The following is a 21,783-nucleotide window of genomic DNA, read 5'->3' as shown; positions in this document are numbered from 1 at the left end:
CCGTGGTCTCTGTCCTGAAATCCCTGCCGCGCCGCCAGTTTGATGTGGTGGTCGTTGGCGCCGGCGGAGCCGGCATGCGTTGTTCGCTGCAACTGTCCCAAGCGGGGCTGTCCGTTGCGGTGCTCTCCAAGGTGTTCCCCACGCGTTCGCACACGGTTGCCGCACAAGGCGGCGTGAGCGCCTCGCTGGGCAACATGAGCGAAGACAACTGGTACTGGCACATGTACGACACCGTCAAGGGTTCGGACTGGCTGGGCGACCAGGATGCCATCGAATTCATGTGCCGCGAAGCGCCGAACGCCGTGTACGAGCTCGAGCACTTCGGCATGCCGTTCGACCGCAACCCCGATGGCACGATCTACCAGCGTCCGTTCGGCGGCCACACCGCCAACTTCGGTGAAAAGCCGGTCCAGCGCGCCTGTGCCGCCGCCGACCGCACCGGCCACGCGCTGCTGCACACGCTCTACCAGCGCAACGTCGCCGCGCGCACCCAGTTCTTCGTCGAATGGATGGCGCTGGACCTGCTGCGCAACGAAGCCGGCGACGTCGTGGGCGTGACCGCCCTCGAAATGGAAACGGGCGAAATCTACATCCTCGAAGCCAAGACCACGGTGCTGGCCACCGGCGGCGCTGGCCGCATCTGGGCCGCTTCCACGAACGCCTTCATCAACACCGGCGACGGCCTGGGCATGGCTGCCCGCGCCGGCATCCCGCTGCAAGACATGGAATTCTGGCAGTTCCATCCGACCGGCGTGGCCGGCGCGGGCGTGCTGATCACGGAAGGCGTGCGCGGCGAAGGCGGCATCCTGCTGAACAAGGATGGCGAACGCTTCATGGAGCGCTATGCGCCCACGCTGAAGGATCTGGCGCCGCGCGACTTCGTGTCGCGCTCGATGGACCAGGAAATCAAGGAAGGCCGCGGCTGCGGTCCGGACGGCAGCTACGTGGTCCTCAAGCTCGACCACCTGGGCGCCGACGTCATCAACAAGCGCCTGCCCTCGATCCGCGAAATCGCCATCAAGTTCGGCAACGTGGACCCGATCAAGGAACCGATCCCCGTCGTTCCGACCATCCACTACCAGATGGGCGGCATCCCGGCCAACTACCACGGCCAGGTGCTGACGCGCGAAAACGGCGAGAACAAGATCGTCAACGGCCTGTACGCCATCGGCGAATGCGCCGCGGTGTCGGTGCACGGCGCGAACCGCCTGGGCACGAACTCGCTGCTGGACCTGATCGTGTTCGGACGCGCCACCGGCAACCACATCGTGAATTCGCACCCGGAGCGCCAGCACGCGCACCAGGACCTGCCCAAGCAGGCTGTCGAGTTCTCGCTGGACCGCATCAACAAGCTGGAATCGCGTACCTCCGGCGAAAAGACGCAAGACATCGGCAACGCCATCCGCTTCTCGATGCAGCGCCACTGCGGCGTGTTCCGCACGCTGGAACTGCTGAACGAAGGCGTGACCCAGATCGAAGATCTGGCCAAGCAAGCCGACAATATCTACTTCAAGGACAAGTCCAAGGTGTTCAACACCGCCCGCGTCGAGGCGCTGGAGCTGGCGAACATGACCGAAGTGGCCCGCGCCACGATCAAGTCGGCCGCCGCCCGCACCGAAAGCCGCGGCGCGCATGCGCTGGACGACCACCCGACCCGCGACGACGAGAACTGGCTGAAGCACACGCTGTGGTATTCCGAAGGCAGCCGCCTGGATTACAAGCCTGTGCAGATGAAGCCGCTGACGGTCGAGTCCTTCCCGCCCAAGGCGCGTACCTTCTAAGTCCGGATTGAGCCTACTATGAGCACCAAGAGAATCGTCAAGTTCGAAATCTACCGCTACGATCCGGACAAGGACGAGCGCCCCTACATGCAGAAGCTGGAAGTCGAACTCCAGCCCACCGACAAGATGCTGCTCGATGCGCTGGTGCGCATCAAGAACGACGTCGATGACAGCCTGGCCCTGCGCCGCTCGTGCCGTGAAGGCGTGTGCGGTTCGGACGCCATGAACATCAACGGCAAGAACGGCCTGGCCTGCACCACGAACCTGCGCGAACTGAAGGAACCGATCGTCCTGCGTCCGCTGCCGGGCCTGCCGGTCATCCGCGACCTGATCGTGGACATGACGCACTTCTTCAACCAGTACCACTCGATCCGCCCGTACCTCATCAACGACACGCCGCCGCCCGAAAAAGAGCGCCTGCAGTCGCCCGAGGCGCGCGAAGAGCTGGACGGCCTGTACGAGTGCATCCTGTGCGCGTGCTGTTCCACTTCCTGCCCGTCGTTCTGGTGGAATCCGGACAAGTTCGTCGGCCCGGCCGGCCTGCTGCAAGCCTACCGTTTCATCGCCGACAGCCGCGACGAAGCCACGGGCGAGCGCCTGGACAACCTGGAAGACCCGTACCGCCTGTTCCGTTGCCACACCATCATGAATTGCGTCGACGTCTGTCCCAAGGGGCTGAACCCGACCAAGGCGATCGGCAAGATCAAGGAACTGATGGTTCGCCGCACGGTCTAGTTTTTTGTGTATTTAAGGTGTGAAGCATGAGCAGGCTAACTGAACTGGAGCGGGCGCGACTGCGTTGGCGGGCGCGCCGCGGCCTGCTCGAAAACGACTTGATCATCACCCGGTATCTGGATGCCCATGAGGCTGAACTTACCGATGATGATGTGGCCGCATTGACCCAGCTTTTCGAGATGGGAGACAACGATCTTCTCGATCTGCTGCTGGCCCGTAAGGAACTCGAAGGCGACCTGGATACCCCCCGGCTTCGAACGATTATTGGCCAGATGCGCGCGCTCTGATTAATTGAGAGGAATAAACATGAACCTGTCTGACAAAAAAGCCACTCTATCCTTCTCGGATGGCAGCGCACCCATTGAGTTCCCTGTGTACAAGGGCACGGTCGGTCCGGATGTGATCGACATCCGCAAGCTGTACGGCCAGACGGGCATGTTTACGTTTGACCCCGGCTTCATGTCGACGGCGGCCTGCGAATCGGGCATCACGTACATCGACGGCGACAAGGGCGAGCTGCTGTACCGCGGCTTCCCGATCGAGCAATTGGCCGTCAATTGCGACTTCATGGACATCTGCTACCTGATCCTGAACGGCGAACTGCCCAACCAGGAACAGAAGGCCGATTTCGATTCGCAAGTGACCCATCACACGATGGTCAACGAGCAGCTGCATTTCTTCCTGCGCGGTTTCCGTCGCGACGCCCACCCGATGGCCGTCCTGACGGGCCTGGTCGGTGCGCTGTCGGCGTTCTACCACGACTCCACCGACATCACGAACCCGCAGCATCGCCACATCTCGGCCATCCGCCTGATCGCCAAGATGCCGACGCTGGTCGCGATGGCGTACAAGTACTCGCAAGGCCAACCGTTCATCTACCCGCAGAACGACCTGTCCTACACGGGCAACTTCCTGCGCATGATGTTCGCCACGCCGTGCGAAGAGTACAAGGTCAATGAAGTCGTCGAGCGCGCGCTGGACCGCATCTTCATCCTGCACGCCGACCACGAGCAGAACGCGTCGACCTCGACCGTCCGCCTGTGCGGCTCGTCGGGCACCAACCCGTTCGCCGCCATCTCGGCCGGCGTGGCTTGCCTGTGGGGCCCGGCTCACGGCGGCGCCAACGAAGCTTGCCTGCAGATGCTGGAAGAACTGCAAGCCAACGGCGGCATCGCCAAGGTCGGCGAGTTCATGGAGAAGGTCAAGGACAAGAACTCGGGCGTGCGCCTGATGGGCTTTGGCCACCGCGTCTACAAGAACTACGACCCGCGCGCCAAGCTGATGCAGGAAACCTGCAAGGAAGTGCTCTCGGCCCTGGGCCTGGAAAACGACCCGCTGTTCAAGCTGGCCATGGAACTGGAACGCATCGCCCTGGAAGACCCGTACTTCGTGCAGCGCAAGCTGTACCCGAACGTGGACTTCTACTCGGGTATCGTCCAGCGCGCCATCGGCATCCCGACCTCGCTGTTCACGGCCATCTTCGCGCTGGCCCGCACGGTGGGCTGGATTGCCCAGTGGAACGAAATGCTGTCGGATCCCGACTACAAGATCGGCCGTCCGCGCCAGCTCTTCACCGGTTCGGTCACGCGCGACGTGCCCCCGATGGACAAGCGCTGATCGCTGGTCCTGCTTCGGCAGAACAAACCGCCTTCGGGCGGTTTTTTTTCGCCCGCGCGTCGTCCGGAAAATTGCGGATATCATCCGTCCCATGATTCCTGTCGCACTGCCTTCCGCCGGCTTTTTCATTCTGCTTACCGCAGGCTTCTTCGCGGGTATTCTGCTGTTGGGCTGGGCGCTGGTCCTGGGCGTCAGCGGCGGCGCGCGGCGCACGGTCCGCAAGTATTGGAAGACCTCCACGGTGCTGTGCCTGGCGCTTTTGGCGCCGTTCAGCTTCTATGCCTGGTTCCAGGCCATGATGTGGCAACTGGAACGGGACATCCGGCGCGAGGAAGCGGCGCACCACGTCACGTTGCAGGCGCCGACGACGGTGGGCGGCGTGGTCATGCCCGCCGGCACGCGGCTGAAGGTGCAGGACAAGGGGCAGCTCGATACCTACCTTGAAGCGGCTTTTCCGCAGGCGGTGGCGATCCTGGGCGTACAGGCGACGTCGGTGCGGCGTTATCTGGATACCGAATACGACAAGGAATACAACATCGTGGCCCGGCGCCCGCGCACGGTCATTCTGCGCGGCGTGGGCGAGCAGGACGTTCAGGGCTGGCGGTGCGACGCCACGCAGGACATCGAATTCGATGTGGCGCCCGATGGGGCGATAAAGATGCTGACGCAATGCGTGCTGGCGGCAGGCAACCAGGCCGCGGGACTGACGCTGGGCCACGGGGCCGTGGTGCGCGGCTCCGGCGGCACTGTTTACACCGATGGGTCGCGCGATTCGGACCGCTGGCGGATCGATGTGAATGACGACACGGCCGTGCGGCTATTGGGAATGTTCCTGAGCAGACCGACCGTGTACCTGGACGATGCGCGCAGGCTGTTGCGCGTGACGGGGGCTGAGTTGGCCTGCCCGATGCAGTTCGGCGCCATGACCTATGTGGCGGGCACGCAGGTCAAGACCGCCAGGCTGGGATCAGGAAACGCGCGCGGGCCGTACCCCGGCGTCCTGGTTTTCAGCCCGTGGCACGGCCAGTCGGCCGCGCGGGCCGGCGCCGAGGACGTGCCTGAGGGCATGTCTGTGATGCAGACGCTGCAGGGCGAGGTGCTGGAGGTCGTGAAGAACGACGCGGCGGGCGTGTTCCGCTTCGACACCTTCATCGTCGACGGCAAGGAGCCGGAAACGCCGGCGCGCGCTCGCTGCCCGTAGCGGGCTGCTTCGGTGCCGGCTGCTTCGATGACGGCTGCTTCGATGACGGCTGCTTCAGTACCGGCTGCTTCGGTAGGGCTTTGTCAGAAGCCGATCCCGCGCGCCATCAGCACGGCAAAGAGCGGCAGGAAGATGAAGAGGTGCGCCCCGATCATCACCCAGCGCCGCGCGCGCTGGATTTCGTGCAGGGCGGGGACGAACTCAGGCTGTTGCCGCCGCTGCCTGGCCCAGCGCAGGAAGGTCAGCGTGGGCGGGATCGAACAGAGCGCGATGATGACGAAGAGCGCAATCTTGGCGTGGAACCAGGGATTGCTCATGTAGAACGCGGCGCCCTTGGCGCCGAGCATCAGGCGCAGCACGCCGGTGATGAGCACGATGACGGCGCTCACGCCATACAGGCGGTCATAGACGATGAGGCGCTTCACGCCCGAGGGCGTCAGGTCCGGACGCAGCAGTACGGCTTCAGCGGTCAGGACGACCACCAGCACGAAAATCGCCAGGTAGTGGAACCAGGCATACATTGCATCGGCCAGCATGTCGTCTCCAGGAAAAATGACAAGCTAGCGTTTTACCACTGGCGTAGGGGGGCGGGCCAGCGCTGTCGCGCGCGCGGCGCGTCAGGCGGGCATTGGGGCATTGGGGCATTCGGGCATTGGCCGGGCCGGGCATCCCGGAAAAACAACGGGCGCCCCGTTTGGGGCGCCCGAGGCGTTACTGCGGCACCGTCCGATCAGCGGCGGCGCTTCTTGGCTTCTTCGGCGGCTTCCTGCTGCGCATCCACCACGGCCAGCGCCGTCATGTTGACGATGCGGCGCACGGTGGCGCTGGTGGTCAGGATGTGCACGGGACGCGCGGCGCCCAGCAGGATCGGACCCATCGCGACGCCATTGCTGCCAGTCATCTTCAGCATGTTGTACGTGATGTTGCCGGTGTCCAGGTTGGGCATGACCAGCAGGTTGGCCGGGCCCTTGAGCGTGCTGTCCGGGTAGGCCAGGACACGGATCTTTTCGGACAGGGCGGCGTCGGCGTGCATTTCGCCGTCGACTTCCAGGTCCGGCGCGCGATCCTGCACGATCTGGCGCGCGGCCGACATCTTGCGCGACGATTCCGTGACGCGGCTGCCGAAGTTCGAGTGCGACAGGAGGGCGATCTTGGGCACCACGCCGAAACGCAGCATCTCGTCGGCGGCCTGGATGGTGATGTTGGCGACTTCTTCGGCCGTCGGGTTTTCGTTGACGTGCGTGTCGGTGACGAACAGCGTCTGGTCGGGCAGCATCAGCACGTTCAGGGCGGCGTAGGTCTGGCCTTCCTTCTTGCCGATGATTTCGTCGATGTACTTGAGCTGGTTGTCGTACTTGCTGGCCACGCCGCACAGCAGCGCATCGGCGTCGCCGCGGCGCAGCAGCATCGCGCCGATCAGCGTGTTGTGCTTGCGGATCATCGCCTTGGCGATGGCCGGCGTCACGCCTTCGCGGCCCTTCAACTGGTAGTACGCGTTCCAGGTTTCGTTGAAGCGGCTGTCGTCTTCCGGATCCACGATCTCGAAGTGCTGACCGGCGATGAGGCGCAGGCCGGCCTTCTGGATGCGCATCTCGATGACGGCGGGGCGGCCGATCAGGATCGGGAACGCCAGCTTTTCATCGGCAACCGTCTGCACGGCGCGCAGGACGCGCTCGTCTTCGCCGTCGGCGTAGATGACGCGCTTGGGCGCCTTCTTGGCCTGGGCGAACAGCGGACGCATCAGCTGGCCGGAGTGGTACACGAAGCCCATCAGCTTCTGGCGGTAGGCTTCGATGTCCTCGATGGGGCGGGCAGCCACGCCGGAGTCGGCGGCGGCCTGCGCCACGGCCGGCGCGATCTGGACGATCAGGCGCGGGTCGAAGGGCTTGGGAATGATGTAGTCCGGGCCGAACGACAGTTCCTGGCCGGCGTAGGCGCGGGCCACTTCATCGTTCTGCTCGGCCTGGGCCAGGTCGGCGATGGCCTTGACGCAGGCCAGCTTCATTTCCTCGGTGATGCGCGAGGCGCCGGCATCCATGGCGCCGCGGAAGATGAAGGGGAAGCACAGCACGTTGTTGACCTGGTTCGGGTAGTCCGAACGGCCGGTGGCGATGATGCAGTCGGGGCGCGCGGCCTTGGCGACTTCGGGGCGGATTTCCGGTTCCGGGTTGGCCAGGGCCAGGATCAGCGGGCGGTCGGCCATGGTCTTGACCATGTCGCCGGTCAGCACGCCGGCGGTGGAGCAGCCCAGGAACACGTCGGCGCCGTTGACCACGTCGGCCAGCGTGCGCGCGTCGGTCTTTTGCGCGTAGCGCTTCTTGTTGGCCTCCATGTTCTCGTCGCGGCCGTCCCAGATGACGCCGCGCGAGTCCACCACGTAGATGTTTTCGCGCTTGATGCCCAGGTGGACCAGGAGGTCCAGGCAGGCGATGGCGGCGGCGCCGGCGCCGGAGCAGGCCAGCTTGACCGAGCCGATGTCCTTGTTCACGACCTTCAGGCCGTTCAGGATGGCGGCCGACGAGATGATCGCGGTGCCGTGCTGGTCGTCGTGGAAGACGGGGATCTTCATGCGCTCGCGCAGCTTCTTCTCGATGTAGAAGCACTCGGGCGCCTTGATGTCTTCAAGGTTGACGCCGCCCAGCGTGGGCTCGAGCGCGGCGATGATGTCGACGAGCTTGTCCGGATCGTTCTCGGCCAGCTCGATGTCGAACACGTCGATGCCGGCGAATTTCTTGAAGAGGCAACCCTTGCCTTCCATCACGGGCTTGGCGGCCAGGGGGCCGATGTTGCCCAGGCCCAGCACGGCGGTGCCGTTGGTGATCACGCCCACCAGGTTGCCGCGCGAGGTGTACTTCGAGGCCGCGTCGTCGCCCTGGTCGAAAATGGCCATGCAAGCCGCAGCCACGCCGGGGGAGTAGGCCAGGGACAGGTCGTCCTGGTTGGCCAGGGTCTTGGTCGGGGTGACCGAGATTTTGCCGGGGGTGGGATAGGCGTGGTAGTCCAACGCCAGTTTGGTGAGAGTTTCGTCCATGGGATCGGGGCCTGAAAGGGCTAACGGAAAAAAACGGAGATAGAAAACGGGGATGACAAAACAAGGCGGGCTCGCGGCCCGCCGTATTCTTTGCGAAATGCATAGGGAACACCCGTATTTCACCAGAAAGCGCGGGTGCTTGGTTGCTGCAGTGCAGCGAGCGTTCGCTTTTGATCAAGCAGAAGCGAACGCCGCCTCGGTCGGCCGGATGAGTCTGGGCGGATGAGCGGTGAGGAAAGCGGCCTAGATTTCCCAGGGAGGGGATTGGCGGCTGGCGGCGTTGAGTTTCTGGCGCAGCGCGCGCGCGTCGTCCTGACGGTCAAGGCTGTCCAGCGCATACAGCGTGATCCAGTCCGCGCTCACCTCGAAGAAATCGCGCAGTTGGGCGCGGGTGTCGCTGCGGCCGAAGCCGTCCGTGCCCAGCGTGCGGTAGGGCGCCGGCACCCAGGCGCGGATCTGTTCGGGCACCGCGCGCACGTAGTCGCTGGCGGCGATGACCGGCGCGTCGCTGCCCGCCAGGCACGTGCGCACCCAGTCGTCGTCCGCGCCGGCTTCCAGGCCCAGCACGCGCGCGCGCTCGGCCTGGCGCCCGCTGCGGGCCAGTTCCGAGAAGCTGGTGACGCTCCAGACTTCCGCGTCCACGCCGTATTCGTCATGCAGGCGGGCAGCGGCCGTCTCGGCCTCGCGCAGCATGGGGCCGGCGCCCAGCAGCCGCACCTGGGCCTTGCCGCGCGCCGGCCGCAGCCGGTAGAGGCCACGCAGGATGCCCGCGCGGGTTTCGGGATCCTGCGGCATGTCGGGCTGCGCCAGGTTCTCGTTGGTGACGGTCAGGTAGAAGAACTCATCGCGCTGCTCGTCCAGCATGCGGCGCATGCCGTGATCCACAATGACGGCCACCTCATAGGCGTAGGCCGGATCGTAGGCGCGGCAGTTGGGCACGGCGGCGGCCATGACGTGGCTGGAGCCGTCCTGATGCTGCAGTCCTTCGCCGCCCAGCGTCGTGCGGCCGGAGGTCGCCCCGATCAGGAAGCCGCGCGCGCGCTGGTCGGCGGCGGCCCAGATCAGGTCGCCGATGCGCTGGAATCCGAACATCGAGTAATAGATATAGAACGGCAGCATCGGCAGGCCGTTGACCGAATAGCTGGTGCCGGCGGCGGTCCATGACGAGATGGCGCCGGCCTCGGTGATGCCTTCTTCCAGGATCTGTCCGTCGCGGGCCTCGCGGTAGTACAGCACCGAGCCGATGTCCTCGGGCTCGTAGAGCTGGCCCTGCGCGGAATAGATGCCGATCTGCCGGAACAGGTTGGCCATGCCGAAGGTGCGGGCCTCGTCCGCGACGATGGGCACGATGCGCGGCCCCACCGTGGTGTCCTTGAGCAGGGCGGTGAGCATGCGCACGATGGCCATCGTGGACGACATTTCCTTGCCGTCGGCAGCCAGCGCAAAGCGCGCCCACTGATCGGCCGGCGGCGGCGCCAGGCGCGGCGCCTCGGCATTGCGGCGCGGGATGTACCCGCCCAACGCGGCGCGGCGCGCCTGCAGGTGGCGCATTTCGGCGCTGTCGTCGGCGGGACGATAGAACTTCAGGGCCAGGCAGTCGGCATCGGAGATCGGCAGGGCGAAGCGGTCGCGGAAGGCGAGCAGGGCTTCGTCGTCCAGCTTCTTCTGCTGGTGCGTGGTCATCTTGCCCTGGCCCGCCGCGCCCATGCCGAAACCCTTCTTGGTCTGCGCCAGGATGACGGTGGGCTGCCCGCGGTGGCGCACCGCGCGGTGGTAGGCGGCATGGATCTTCACCATGTCGTGGCCGCCGCGGTGCAGGCGGTCGATGGCCTCGTCCGACCAGTCGGCCACCAGCGTGGCCAGCTCCGGGTTCTGGTTGAAGAAATGGGCGCGGTTGAAGGCGCCATCGTTGGCCGCGAAGGTCTGGAACTGGCCGTCGACGGTGTTGGCGAAGGCGCGGGCCAGCGCGCCGCCGGTGTCCCGGCGTAGCAGCGCGTCCCAGTCGCCGCCCCAGACAAGCTTGATGACGTTCCAGCCCGCGCCAGCGTACAGGGTTTCCAGCTCGTCGATGATGCGGCCGTTGCCGCGCACCGGGCCGTCCAGGCGCTGCAGGTTGCAGTTGACGACGAAGATCAGGTTGTCGAGCTTTTCGCGCGCGGCCAGCGTCAGGGCGGCGATGGATTCGGGCTCGTCCATTTCGCCGTCGCCGAAGATGCCCCAGACCTTGCGGTCGCCGCCGGGCACCAGCGAACGGTGCTCCAGGTAGCGCGTGAATCGCGCCTGGTAGATGGCGTTGATGGGACCGATGCCCATGGACCCGGTGGGGAACTGCCAGAAATCCGGCATCAGCCAGGGATGGGGATAAGAGGACAGGCCGCGCAGCCCGCGCGCGGTCGCGGTGATTTCCTGGCGGAAGTGGGCCAGGTCCGCTTCGCCCAGGAAGCCCTCCAGGTAGGCGCGGGCGTAGACGCCGGGCGCCGAGTGGGGCTGCATGTAGACGATGTCGCCGGGGCTGGCGGCCGTGCGCGCGCGGAAGAAGTGGTTGAAGCCGACTTCGAACAGGTCGGCGGCCGACGCGTAGCTGGCGATGTGGCCGCCCAGTTCGCCGTGCGCCTGATTGGCGCGCACCACCATGGCCAGGGCGTTCCAGCGGTTGATGCGGGCGATGCGTTCCTCGACGGCCAGGTTGCCGGGGAAAGGCGGTTCCTGGTCGGCGGGGATGGTGTTCAGGTAGGCGGTGCGGGTCTGGCTGTTGGCGCGCAGCCCCAGGGTGGCGGCGTGGCCCAGCAGGCTGTCCAGCACGTAGCCCGCTCGCCCGGCCCCGTCGGCCTGAAGCAGGGATTGCAGCGCGTCGCGCCATTCGGCGGTCTCGGCGGGATCGGCGTCGTCCGGGAGGGCCGGCGCGGCATGGGGCTGGCGAGGGTCGAGCATGGTGTTGTCGTCTCCTGTTTTACGCCCATGCTAGACCCTTGCCCGTGGCATGGGTAATCAAAATCCAGGGCGAATCCGGCGCGAATCAGCATATTGTGTCGTGAGGTTTTGCCGTTACGGCAGCTTCTACCGTGAAACCCCGCTTACGGCTGGTGACCACTGGGCGGACGCCAAGGCGCTAGAATTCGCGGCTATCAATCGGGAGAAACGGGAGAAACCCATGACTGAACCCATGCGCGTCCCTGCGGAGGTCACCCTGCCGGAACTGACGTTCCGGGGCGTCCTGCTCGGGGCGCTGATCACCGTGATCTTCACCGCCTCCAACGTGTTCCTGGGATTGAAGGTCGGCCTGACGTTTTCCTCCGCCATCCCGGCGGCGGTGATCTCGATGTCGGTCCTGCGCATGTTCAAGGACGCCAACATCCTTGAAAACAATATGGTGCAGACGCAGGCCTCCGCGGCCGGCACGCTGTCCGCCATCATCTTCATCCTGCCGGCCCTGGTCATGATGGGCCATTGGCAAGGCTTTCCGTTCTGGCAGACGCTGGGCATCTGCGCGGCCGGCGGCATGCTGGGCGTGATGTTCACGATTCCGCTGCGCCACGTCATGGTGGTGCAGAGCAACCTGCCCTATCCGGAAGGCGTGGCGGCGGCCGAGATCCTGCGGGTGGGCAGCGCGGAGCGCGAGCAGGACGAGCTGGAATCGGGTTTGCCGCCTGCCGGCAAACCTGCCGCGACCGGCATGGGCGACATCGTGGCCGGCGGCATCGCGGCGGCCGTGGTCAGCTTTGCCGCCAGCGGCCTGCGCGTGCTGGGCGACGGCGTCAGCCGCTGGTTCGAGCTGGGCGGCGCGGTGTTCCGGCTGCCCATGGGCTTCTCGCTGGCGCTGCTGGGCGCGGGCTATCTGATCGGCATCGTGGCGGGCCTGGCGATGCTGACGGGCCTGATCATTTCGTGGGGCATCGCGGTGCCCATCCTGACCGCGATGGGCGACATGCCGGCCGGCGCAACGCTGGCGTCATATGCCACCGGGGTGTGGTCCTCGCAGGTGCGCTTCATCGGCGCGGGCGTCATCGGCGTGGGCGCGATCTGGACGCTGGCGACGCTGTTCGTGCCGATGGCGCGCGGCGTGAAGGCCTCGTTTTCCGCGCTGACCAAGGAAGGCGCGGCTCGCGCCGGCGCCGCGCCGCGCACCGAGCGCGACTTGTCGGCGGGTTGGATATCGGCCGTGACGCTGGTGCTGGTGGTGATCCTGGTCATCACGTTCCAGGTGTTCCTGTCAGGCGTGCCGCTGTCGGCTGGCGCCATCTGGAAGCTGGTGGCCTATGCGGTCCTGTTCGCCTTCGTGTTCGGTTTCCTGGTGGCCGCGGCTTGCGGCTACATGGCGGGCCTGGTGGGCTCCTCGACCAGCCCGATCTCCGGGGTGGGGATCGTCGCCATTGTCTTGGTTTCATTGCTGATGCTGGGCGTCGGCGGCGAGCTGATGGCGATCGAAAACGGCGTGCAGATGGCGATCGCGCTGGCGATCTTCAGCACCTCGGCGGTGGTGGCGGTCGCTTCCATTTCGAACGACAACCTGCAGGACCTGAAAACGGGTTGGCTGGTGGGCGCTACGCCGTGGCGCCAGCAGGTCGCGCTGCTGATCGGCTGCGTGGTGGGCGCGGCGGTGATCTCCCCCGTGCTTGAACTGCTGTACAACGCCTACGGTTTCGCGGACGCGATGCCGCGCGAAGGCATGGACGCATCGCAGGCGCTGTCCGCGCCGCAGGCCACGCTGATGCTGGCGATCACGCGCGGCATCTTCACCCACCAGCTCAACTGGACCATGATCCTGATCGGCATGGCCGTCGGCGTGGGCCTGATCGTGGTGGACGAAATCCTCAAGCGCACTTGCAAGGTCGCGCGCATCCCGGTGCTGGCGGTCGGCATCGGCATCTACCTGCCGCCGACCGTGGCCGCGCCCATCGTGGCGGGCGCGCTGCTGGCCTGGCTGCTGGAACGCGTGCTGCGGCGCCGCGCGGCCGCCGCCGGGCAGCCCTACGACAGCTATGCCGAGGCGGCCAACCGGCGCGGCGTGCTGATTGCGTCCGGGTTGATCGTGGGCGAGAGCCTGGTGGGCGTGCTGATGGCGGCGATCATCGGCGCCGCGGGCACCGAGGCGCCGCTGGCGATCGCGGGCGAAGGCTTCGCCACGACCGCGTCCTACCTGGGGTTGGCGGTATTCGTGCTGGTGGCCGTGCTGTTTTCGCGCCGCGTGCTGCGGCTTTCGTAGCGCGGCTGGCCGGGAGGGCGGTGTCTGACACCCTGGGGAGACGGTCCCCAGGGAATGTCAGTCACCTTCGGCCCGCAGCAGGTCCGACAGCGCGCGGGCGATGACCTTGGTGGCGCGGCGCAGGTCTTCCAGCACGATGCGTTCGTCGCTGCGCTTGGCGTGCGATTCCAGCACCGTGCGCGGGCCGGCGCCATAGATCACGCCGGGTATGCCGGCTTCGGCATAGAGCCGCACGTCGGTGTAGAGCGGTGTGCCCATCGCCGGTATCGGTTCGCCGAAGACCGCTTCTCCATGCTTCTGGATGGCGTGCACCAGCGGTTGCGCGCCGGGCAGGGGGCGCATCGCGTTGGCGAGCAGCAGCCGCTTGATGTCCACGCGGATGCCGGGCTGCGACGCCGCGGCCTCCTCGATGATCCGACGGATGTCGGCCTCGACCTCGACCGCGTTTTCCTCGGGAATCATGCGGCGGTCCAGCTTGAAGCTGACCTTGCCGGGCACCACGTTCGTGTTGGTGCCGCCCTCGATCCGGCCCACGTTCAGATACGGATGCGAGATGCCGGGCACCTGCGACGTGATCTTGCGGTACAGCGCGTTCTGCGCGTAAAGGGCGTTGAGGATGTGGACGGCGCCCTGCAGCGCGTCCACGCCGCTGCTTGGAATGGCGGCGTGGGCCATCTTGCCGTGCACCGTCACTTCCATCTGCAGGCAGCCGTTGTGCGCGGTCACGACTTCATAACTGAAGCCGGCCGCGATCAGCAGGTCGGGCCGGGTCAGGCCCTGCCCGAGCAGCCAGCCGGGTCCCAGCAGGCCGCCGAATTCCTCGTCATAGGTAAAGTGCAGCTCGACCGCGCCGCGCGCCGGCCTGGCCACGGCTTCCAGTGCGCGCACGGCGAAGGTGAAGCTGGCGAAGTCGCTCTTGCTGACCGCGGCGGCGCGGCCGTACAGGCTGCCGTTTTCGATGTCCGCGCCGTAGGGGTCGTGGGTCCAGCCGTCGCCGGGCGGCACCACGTCGCCGTGGGCATTGAGCGCGATGCGCGGGCCGGCGCCGCCATACTCGCGGCGCACGATGAGGTTGGTGATGGACTGCATGCCGTAGTCCGCGACCGCCTGGGCCGGCACGGGATGCGCTTCGGCCTCGAGGCCGAACGCCTGCAGCAGTTGCGCGGTGCGCGCGGCGTGCGGCGCGTTGTTGCCGGGCGGCGTGTCGGTGGGCACGCGCACCAGTTCCTGCAGGAAGCGGACTTCTTCGTCGAAATGGGCGTCCACCCAGGCGTCAAGTCGGGCGTAGTCGGTCATGGTTTTACGTCGTGGTTTCGTTGGATAGCGCATCCAGCAGGCCGAGCATGGCCTGCGCGGCAAGTTCGATGTCGTCGCTGGTGGTGGATTCGCGGGGGTTGTGGCTGATGCCGTTGTTCTGGCCGCGCACGAACAGCATGGCCTGGGGCATGATCTCGTGCAGCTTCATGGCGTCGTGGCCCGCGCCGCTGGGCATGCGGTGCACGGGCACGCCCAGGGCGTCCACCGCGCGTTCCCAACGCTGCTGCCAGCGCGGGTCGCTGGGCGCGGCGGCGGCGCGCATGGTTTCCTCGATCGCGTAGCGCAGGCCGCGCCGCTGGCAGATGGCGGCCAGCTCGGCCAGCACGTCGTCCACCAGCGCGTCGCGCTGCGCATCGCTGGGCGCGCGCAGGTCCAGGCTGAAACGGCATTCGCCCGGCACGACATTGATCGACCCGCTGGGGACCTCGAACATGCCCACGGTGCCGACCGAGTCGCCATCGCTGGCGGCGCGCCGTTCGACGTAGAGCGCCAGTTCGGCGGCGGCCACGGCCGCGTCGCGCCGGCGGTCCATGGGCGTGGTGCCCGCGTGGCTGGCCAGTCCCAGGATCTGCACCTGGTGCCGCACGCAGCCATTGATGGACGTGACGACGCCCAGCGGCAGGCCCAGTTCATACAGGACGGGCCCCTGTTCGATGTGCACCTCGACAAAGCCCAGGTAGGCGGCCGGATCGCGCCGCAGCGCCGCGATGCCGTCGATATCGAGGCCGGCGTGCGCCATGGCCTCGCGCATCGTGACGCCGTCGGCATCCTTCTGGTCCAGCCATCCGGGGTTGAAGCCGCCGATCAGCGCGCCCGATCCCAGGAAGGTGGCCCGGTAGCGCTGGCCTTCTTCTTCGGCGAAGGCGATCACTTCGATATCGAACGACAGGCGCCGGCCCTGCCGGTGCAGCGCGCGCACACACGCCATGGGCACGAAGATCCCGAGCCGCCCGTCGTACTTGCCGGCATTGCGCACGGTGTCGTAGTGGCTGCCGGTCATGAGGACGGGCGCGTCGGCCCGGTCGGCGCGGTAGCGGCCGACCACGTTGCCGACCGCGTCGATCCCGACCTCGTCAAAGCCGCAGTCCCGCATCCATTGCGACAGGCGCGCGGCGCAGGCCCGGTGCGCGTCGGTCAGGTACGTGACCGTGAGCTGGCCCTTTTCGGCGTAGCCGGGATCGCTGTAGGCGCTGAGCGCTTCGTGCCAGTCCCAGATGTCGTTGCCTAGCGCGGGTTCGCCAAAACGCGCGCGCAGACGCAGTTCGGCCATCCGGTGCAATTGGCGCAGCGCTTCTTGCGGTTCGGCGTCAGGGGGATTGTCCAGGCGCCGCGACAGGTCTTCCAGGAGGCTTGCCCCGTCCAGCGGCGTGCCGCGGGGGCCGCGATCGGCGGCGATGAATCCGAAGCCGAAGCGGGCCGCGTATTGCGCCGTGAGCTGCGCCAGGCGCTCGGCGTGCGCCGCATCGGCGCCGGGCAGCGGCCCGAAGGCGGGCTGGGCGCGCAGCAATGCCAGGCGCGTGTCAAGGCTGGCGCCGTCCACCGCCTGGCGCAGGCGCTGGCGCAGGTCGGCGACGGACCGGAAGGGTCGCGAGCGCAGCGCCTGCTCGGCGACCCAGGGCGCGTGCGGGTACAGATCGGCAAGCTGCGCCTGGGCCTGGGCAGCCGGGGCGGCGTTGAGATCGTCTAGGAGGTCGGCCATGTGGGTCCTGTTCAACGGGCGGGATCAAAAGGGTGCGTGGTTTTCCAGTGGCGCGCGATGTCCAGGCGTCGGCATACCCAGACGCGGTCGTGGCGCGCGATGTGGTCCAGGAATCGCTGCAGCGCGACGATGCGCCCGGGCCGGCCCAGCAGGCGGCAGTGCATGCCGATGCTGAGCATCTTGGGCGATTCGTCGCCCTCGGCGTAGAGCGCGTCGAAGCTGTCTTTCATGTACTTGAAGAAGGGCTCGGCGTGCGAGTAGCCCTGCGGCAGCGCGAAGCGCATGTCGTTGCAGTCCAGCGTGTAGGGCACGATGAGTTGCGGCGCGACCGAGCCGTCGGTCTTGCGCACTTGCATCCAGAACGGCAGGTCGTCGCCGTAGTAGTCGCTGTCGTACTCGAAGCCGCCGTAATCGGCCACCAGCCGGCGCGTGCGGGGGCTGTCGCGTCCCGTGTACCAGCCCAGCGGACGCGTGCCGGTCAGCGCCGTGATGGCGTCCATGGCCAGGCGCATGTGCTCGCGTTCCGTGGCTTCGTCCACGTCCTGATAGTGGATCCAGCGCCAGCCATGGCAGGCGATCTCGTGGCCCAGTTCGACGAACGCGGCGGCGAGGTCGGGATGGCGCTGCAGGGCCATCCCGACGCCGAACACGGTCAGCGGCAATTGCCGCTTTTCGAATTCGCGCAGGATCCGCCACACGCCGGCCCGCGAGCCATATTCATAGATGCCCTCCATGCTGAGATGGCGGTCCGGGTAGCTTGCCGGATTGAACATCTCGGACAGGAACTGCTCCGATCCCGCGTCGCCATGCAACACGCTGTTTTCGCCGCCTTCTTCGTAATTCAGGACGAACTGCACGGCGATGCGCGCGTTGCCCGGCCATCGGGCGTGGGGAGGATTGCGTCCGTATCCGATGAGGTCGCGGGGGTAGGGCAGCGTGGCGTCGTAGGCGGGCATCGGCGGGGCAGCGCAGGGCGGGCGGCTAGGGGAAGGAGGGACCGGCGGCCTGGCGGTTTGCCGGTGTTGCATCGGTCTTGCACGGACTCTTTCATGTATACAAAGTATGTACATCAAATACCAGAGATGGGCCACCCGAGATTGCCCTAGCCATCGCCCTGGATGGCGAATTCCGGTGAATTCCGTCGATCACGCGGGGGGCGCTTGCCCGCCTTTGAACAACGCCGCGCCCATGAAATCGATAAAGACCCGCAGCTTCGGCGCGAGGTGCTTGCTCGATGGCCACAGCAGCCGGAAGGTGCCTTCATGCTGGACGTGCCGGTCCAGCACCGATACCAGGTCGCCCCGTTCCAGCGACGGCCGGACCAGGAAGTCGGGCAGGCACGCGATGCCCAGGCCCGCCAGCGCGACATCCAGCAGGGCCGCGGACGTGTTGCAGGTCATCGAGACCGGCAGCGCCCATTCCGGCGCGTCGGGGGCGCGCGTCAAGGGCCAGGGTTCGAGTTTTCCGGTGCTGGGAAATTTGTGCTGCAGACAGGCGTGATGCGCCAGGTCGGCGGGGGACGCAGGCGTTCCGCGAGCTGCCAGGTAGGCGGGCGACGCGACGAGCAGCAGCCGATACGTGCCGACCGGACGCGACACCAGGCGCGAGTCGGTGGGCTCGCCGGTGCGCATGACGACGTCGAAGCCCTCGTTGATCACGTCGACCAGGCGGTCCGAAAAATCCACGTCCAGCTCGATGGCGGGGTATCGGTGCATGAAGTCGGTCAGCGCCGGCATGATCAGCATGCCCACCAGAGGCAGGCTGATACGCAGCCGGCCGCCAGGCGCTTGCCGGGTTTCGGACAGTTCGAGCTCGGCCGATTCGACTTCGCACAGAATGCGGCGGCAACGCTCGAGGAACAGCGCACCCTCGGCGGTCAGCGTGATGCTGCGTGTGCTGCGATGGAACAGACGCACGCCCAGCCGCGCTTCCAGCCGGCAGATGCCCTTGCCCACCGTGGACGAGGACACGCCGAGGCTGCGGGCCGCCTCGGAAAAATTTCGCGTTTCGGCGGCCTGCACGAAGAAGGCAATGGCGCTCAGGGATTCGACCATGCTGGATTAAGGAAAATTTGTCGGAATTGTTTTGAACATTAGCATTATTGTCGCGAGCCCCTCTGGAGGCGACCATGGCTGCCTTCGATCAACCCGTCCAGCCCGGCGCCCACAGTCAGCGCGGGCCGGGCTTCAAAAAGGCAGAGCATGACCAGTTCAACAACCCGGATTCCCGAGGGCGGCGCGGATGGGGCGCGCCTGCCGATTGCATCGCTGCTGGCGCTGGCGTTGGCAGGTTTCATCACGATCCTGACCGAAGCGCTGCCGGCGGGCCTGCTGCCGCAGATCAGCGCCGGGCTGGGCATTTCCGAAGCGATGGCCGGCCAGATGGTGACCGTCTACGCCATCGGCTCGCTCGTGGCGGCGATCCCCCTGACCGCCGCGACGCAGGGCGTGCGCCGGCGACGGTTGCTGCTGGCGGCGATTGGCGGATTCGTCATCGCCAATACCGTCACCACGGTATCCACGCGCTTTGAATGGATCATGGCGGCGCGTTTCCTGGCGGGCGTGTCGGCCGGGCTGCTGTGGGCGCTGGCGGCAGGCTACGCCGCCCGCATGGTGCCGGAGCGCCAGAAAGGGCGCGCCATCGCGATTGCCATGGTCGGCACGCCCCTGGCGTTGTCTCTCGGCGTGCCGGCAGGCACGTTTCTGGGCAACCTGGTGGGCTGGCGGTCGTGTTTCGGCATCATGAGCGCGTTGGCGCTGATCCTGATGGCGTGGGTGCGCGTGCAGGTGCCGGACTTCGCCGGGCAGGCGGCCGGCGAGCGGGCGCCGATGCGGCGCGTCTTCACGACGCCGGGCGTTCGCGCGGTGCTGTTCGTGGTGTTCGCGTTCGTCCTGGCGCACAACATTCTCTACACCTACGTTGCGCCCTTCCTGGCCGCGGCAGGCATGGGGGATCGCACGGACGCGATGCTGCTGGTGTTCGGCCTTTCGTCCTTGCTGGGACTGTGGGTCATCGGCGTTCTCATCGACACCCATCTGCGCGCGCTGACGCTGGCCAGCACGGCGTTGTTCGCCTTGTCCGCGCTGGCCCTGGGCGTGCGCGGCGATGAACCCGTCGTGGTGATCGTGGCCGTGGTCGCATGGGGCCTGGCTTTCGGGGGCGCGCCGACGCTGTTCCAGACCGCGATCGCGCATACCGCCGGCGGTGCGGCCGACGTGGCGCAGTCGATGCTGGTCACGGCCTGGAACCTGGCGATTGCGGGCGGAGGGATCGTCGGGGGCGTCCTGCTCGCCCGCGCGGGCGTCGCCGCCTTCTCGCCCGCGCTGCTGGCACTGCTGGCCGCGACGCTGGTGGTGGCGGGCGCGGCCAGCCGTCACGGCTTTCCCGGGCAGCGCGGGCGAGGCGCAGGCCTTACCGCAGATCCCCGCAGGGCCACCCCGTAACGCCGAAGCCGCCGTTATCCGTTGCGGTAGAGAAAGCTGTAGGCGTTGATCGCCGGCACCCCTCCCAGGTGCGCATACAGAACCTTCGATCCGGCGGGAATCTCGCCTTTGCGGATGATGTCCATCATCCCCTGCATGGATTTTCCTTCGTACACGGGGTCGGTCATCATGCCTTCCAGCCGGGCGCAGGTGCGGATGGCGTCGTTGGTTTCGGGCGAGGGCAGGCCGTAGGCCGGATAGGCATAGCGCGTGTCCAGCACCACGTCCTTGTCTTCGATCGGCTTTTCAAGTCCCACCAGATCGGCGGTGCGCCGCGCGATGCGCAGGATCTGGGCCCGTGTCTGGTCGGGCGTGGCCGACGCGTCGATGCCGATGACGCGGTCGGCGCGCCCGTCGGCCGCAAAGCCCACGACCATGCCGGCCTGGGTGCTGCCCGTGACCGCGCAGACGACGATGTAGTCGAACTTGAAACCCAGCTCGGCTTCCTGGCGCCGCACTTCCTCGGCAAAGCCCACGTAGCCCAGCCCGCCCAGTTCATGGTCCGAGGCGCCCGCCGGAATCGCATAGGGCTTGCCGCCGCGCCGTCTGACGTCTTCCAGCGCCTCTTCCCAGCTCTGGCGAAAGCCGATGTCGAAACCCTGGTCCACCAGCCGCACGTCCGCGCCCATCAGGCGGCTCATCATGATGTTGCCGACGCGGTCGTAGACCGCGTCCGAATAATCCACCCAGTTCTCCTGGACCAGCACGCAGGCCAAGCCCAGCTTGGCGGCCACCGCCGCGACCATGCGGGTGTGGTTGGACTGGATGCCGCCGATGGTGACGAGCGTGTCGCAGCCTTGCTCCAACGCCTGCGGGATCAGGTATTCGAGCTTGCGCAGCTTGTTGCCGCCGAAGGCCAGGCCGCTGTTGCAGTCCTCGCGCTTGGCGTAGATCTCGACCTTGCCGCCCAGGTGCTGGGACAGGCGGTCGAGCTTTTCAATGGGGGTGTCGCCGAAGGTCAGGCGATGGCGGGGGAAACGTTGCAGATCCATGGGGGCTCCTGGTGATCCTGGCAGGGTCCGCGCCAGCGGCGGGACTTGCAAAAATCATAGAAATCATGGGGTTGTGGGGTCAATTGCGTATTTTTTTAAATCGTTAAATCAAAAAATCGTTCATACCGATTAATGGATTTATTATTTCGAAAACAAAATCCGCCACGAAATATTATTTTCAGGGACGTATCGCATGACCGCCGTTTTCACGCTGGACCGCATCGACCGGCAGATCCTGCGCATCCTCCAGGAGGACGCGCAGATCACCAACCTGGACCTGAGCGCGCGCGTGCACCTGAGTCCGGCCGCGTGCCTGCGGCGCGTCGAACGGCTAAGGAGCGAAGGCGTCATCAGAAAGACCGTGGCGCTGCTGGAGCCCGCCGACGTGGACATGGCCACGCTGGTCATCGTGGGCGTGGTGCTGGACCGCTCCACGCCCGATTCGTTCACCGACTTCGAGGAAGCGGCCAAGGGCATCAGCGGCTGCCTGGAATGCCATCTGGTCGCGGGGGAGTTCGACTACTTCCTCATGCTGCGCATACGGGATCTTGAACGCTTCAACAAGCTGCATGCGGGCGAGATCATCAAGCTGCCTGGCGTACGCCAGATCCGCACGTTTTTTGTCCTGAAAGAGATCATGTCGACCACCGCGCTTCCGGTTTGACGCGGCTTAAATGCAACACTTGGCTTTCATGCAAATCAAAATGACGCGCTGCGGCATTTTG

The 21,783-nt window shown here is 66.4% G+C and carries 16 protein-coding genes; 8 read left to right on the top strand and 8 right to left on the bottom strand.

What is annotated here, in order from left to right:
* Window positions 1-2 precede the first annotated feature (2 nt).
* From sdhA to ACZ50Q_RS21610, 5 genes are all read left to right on the top strand, one after another.
* The gene (gene sdhA / locus ACZ50Q_RS21630; RefSeq protein WP_076519446.1) at window positions 3-1,781 is read left to right on the top strand and encodes a succinate dehydrogenase flavoprotein subunit; all 1,779 of its coding nucleotides are present in this window, start codon (window positions 3-5) and stop codon (window positions 1,779-1,781) included.
* 18 nt (window positions 1,782-1,799) lie between these two features.
* Window positions 1,800-2,516: a succinate dehydrogenase iron-sulfur subunit gene (locus ACZ50Q_RS21625; RefSeq protein ID WP_006389365.1), complete on the top strand. Its 717-nt coding sequence runs from the start codon at window positions 1,800-1,802 to the stop codon at window positions 2,514-2,516.
* Window positions 2,517-2,542: 26 nt separating this feature from the next.
* Window positions 2,543-2,803 (top strand): succinate dehydrogenase assembly factor 2, encoded by a 261-nt coding sequence (locus ACZ50Q_RS21620; RefSeq protein WP_076519448.1) that lies wholly within the window; start codon window positions 2,543-2,545, stop codon window positions 2,801-2,803.
* A gap of 19 nt (window positions 2,804-2,822) precedes the next feature.
* A complete protein-coding gene (locus ACZ50Q_RS21615; protein WP_076519449.1) occupies window positions 2,823-4,133 on the top strand; it encodes a citrate synthase in 1,311 nt (436 codons plus the stop codon).
* A gap of 91 nt (window positions 4,134-4,224) precedes the next feature.
* The gene (locus ACZ50Q_RS21610; RefSeq protein ID WP_464079512.1) at window positions 4,225-5,334 is read left to right on the top strand and encodes a hypothetical protein; all 1,110 of its coding nucleotides are present in this window, start codon (window positions 4,225-4,227) and stop codon (window positions 5,332-5,334) included.
* An 83-nt stretch (window positions 5,335-5,417) separates the two neighbouring features.
* Here ACZ50Q_RS21610 and ACZ50Q_RS21605 read toward each other — a convergent pair whose 3' ends face one another.
* The 3 genes from ACZ50Q_RS21605 to mdeB form a co-directional block, all read right to left on the bottom strand.
* A complete protein-coding gene (locus ACZ50Q_RS21605) occupies window positions 5,418-5,870 on the bottom strand; it encodes a DUF2214 family protein (protein WP_464079511.1) in 453 nt (150 codons plus the stop codon).
* Between the two features lie 194 nt (window positions 5,871-6,064).
* A complete protein-coding gene (locus ACZ50Q_RS21600; protein ID WP_464079510.1) occupies window positions 6,065-8,365 on the bottom strand; it encodes an NADP-dependent malic enzyme in 2,301 nt (766 codons plus the stop codon).
* A 243-nt stretch (window positions 8,366-8,608) separates the two neighbouring features.
* Window positions 8,609-11,296: an alpha-ketoglutarate dehydrogenase gene (gene mdeB / locus ACZ50Q_RS21595; protein WP_464079509.1), complete on the bottom strand. Its 2,688-nt coding sequence runs from the start codon at window positions 11,294-11,296 to the stop codon at window positions 8,609-8,611.
* 220 nt (window positions 11,297-11,516) lie between these two features.
* Here mdeB and ACZ50Q_RS21590 point away from each other — a divergent pair, with 220 nt between their 5' ends.
* The gene (locus ACZ50Q_RS21590; protein WP_464079508.1) at window positions 11,517-13,568 is read left to right on the top strand and encodes an OPT family oligopeptide transporter; all 2,052 of its coding nucleotides are present in this window, start codon (window positions 11,517-11,519) and stop codon (window positions 13,566-13,568) included.
* Between the two features lie 57 nt (window positions 13,569-13,625).
* Here the strand turns inward: ACZ50Q_RS21590 and ACZ50Q_RS21585 are convergent, their stop codons facing one another.
* From ACZ50Q_RS21585 to ACZ50Q_RS21570, 4 genes are all read right to left on the bottom strand, one after another.
* Window positions 13,626-14,864: a M20 family metallopeptidase gene (locus ACZ50Q_RS21585; RefSeq protein WP_464079507.1), complete on the bottom strand. Its 1,239-nt coding sequence runs from the start codon at window positions 14,862-14,864 to the stop codon at window positions 13,626-13,628.
* Between the two features lie 4 nt (window positions 14,865-14,868).
* Window positions 14,869-16,584, bottom strand: coding sequence for a hydantoinase/carbamoylase family amidase (locus ACZ50Q_RS21580; RefSeq protein WP_464079506.1), 1,716 nt, complete (start codon window positions 16,582-16,584; stop codon window positions 14,869-14,871).
* 11 nt (window positions 16,585-16,595) lie between these two features.
* The gene (gene puuE, locus ACZ50Q_RS21575; RefSeq protein ID WP_464079505.1) at window positions 16,596-17,540 is read right to left on the bottom strand and encodes an allantoinase PuuE; all 945 of its coding nucleotides are present in this window, start codon (window positions 17,538-17,540) and stop codon (window positions 16,596-16,598) included.
* A 189-nt stretch (window positions 17,541-17,729) separates the two neighbouring features.
* Window positions 17,730-18,638, bottom strand: coding sequence for a LysR family transcriptional regulator (locus ACZ50Q_RS21570; protein ID WP_464079504.1), 909 nt, complete (start codon window positions 18,636-18,638; stop codon window positions 17,730-17,732).
* 147 nt (window positions 18,639-18,785) lie between these two features.
* Here ACZ50Q_RS21570 and ACZ50Q_RS21565 point away from each other — a divergent pair, with 147 nt between their 5' ends.
* Entirely contained in the window at window positions 18,786-20,027 is a 1,242-nt protein-coding gene (locus ACZ50Q_RS21565; RefSeq protein ID WP_464079503.1) for an MFS transporter, read from the top strand.
* Window positions 20,028-20,041: 14 nt separating this feature from the next.
* Here ACZ50Q_RS21565 and ACZ50Q_RS21560 read toward each other — a convergent pair whose 3' ends face one another.
* Window positions 20,042-21,058 (bottom strand): 1-aminocyclopropane-1-carboxylate deaminase, encoded by a 1,017-nt coding sequence (locus ACZ50Q_RS21560; protein ID WP_092577915.1) that lies wholly within the window; start codon window positions 21,056-21,058, stop codon window positions 20,042-20,044.
* Window positions 21,059-21,251: 193 nt separating this feature from the next.
* On the opposite strand from ACZ50Q_RS21560, the gene ACZ50Q_RS21555 reads away from it, so the two are divergent.
* Window positions 21,252-21,722, top strand: coding sequence for an Lrp/AsnC family transcriptional regulator (locus ACZ50Q_RS21555; protein WP_076519462.1), 471 nt, complete (start codon window positions 21,252-21,254; stop codon window positions 21,720-21,722).
* Window positions 21,723-21,783: the final 61 nt, after the last annotated feature.

The organism is Achromobacter sp. T5-5 (assembly GCF_055397965.1).
This window is presented reverse-complemented; position numbering and strand designations above follow the sequence as displayed.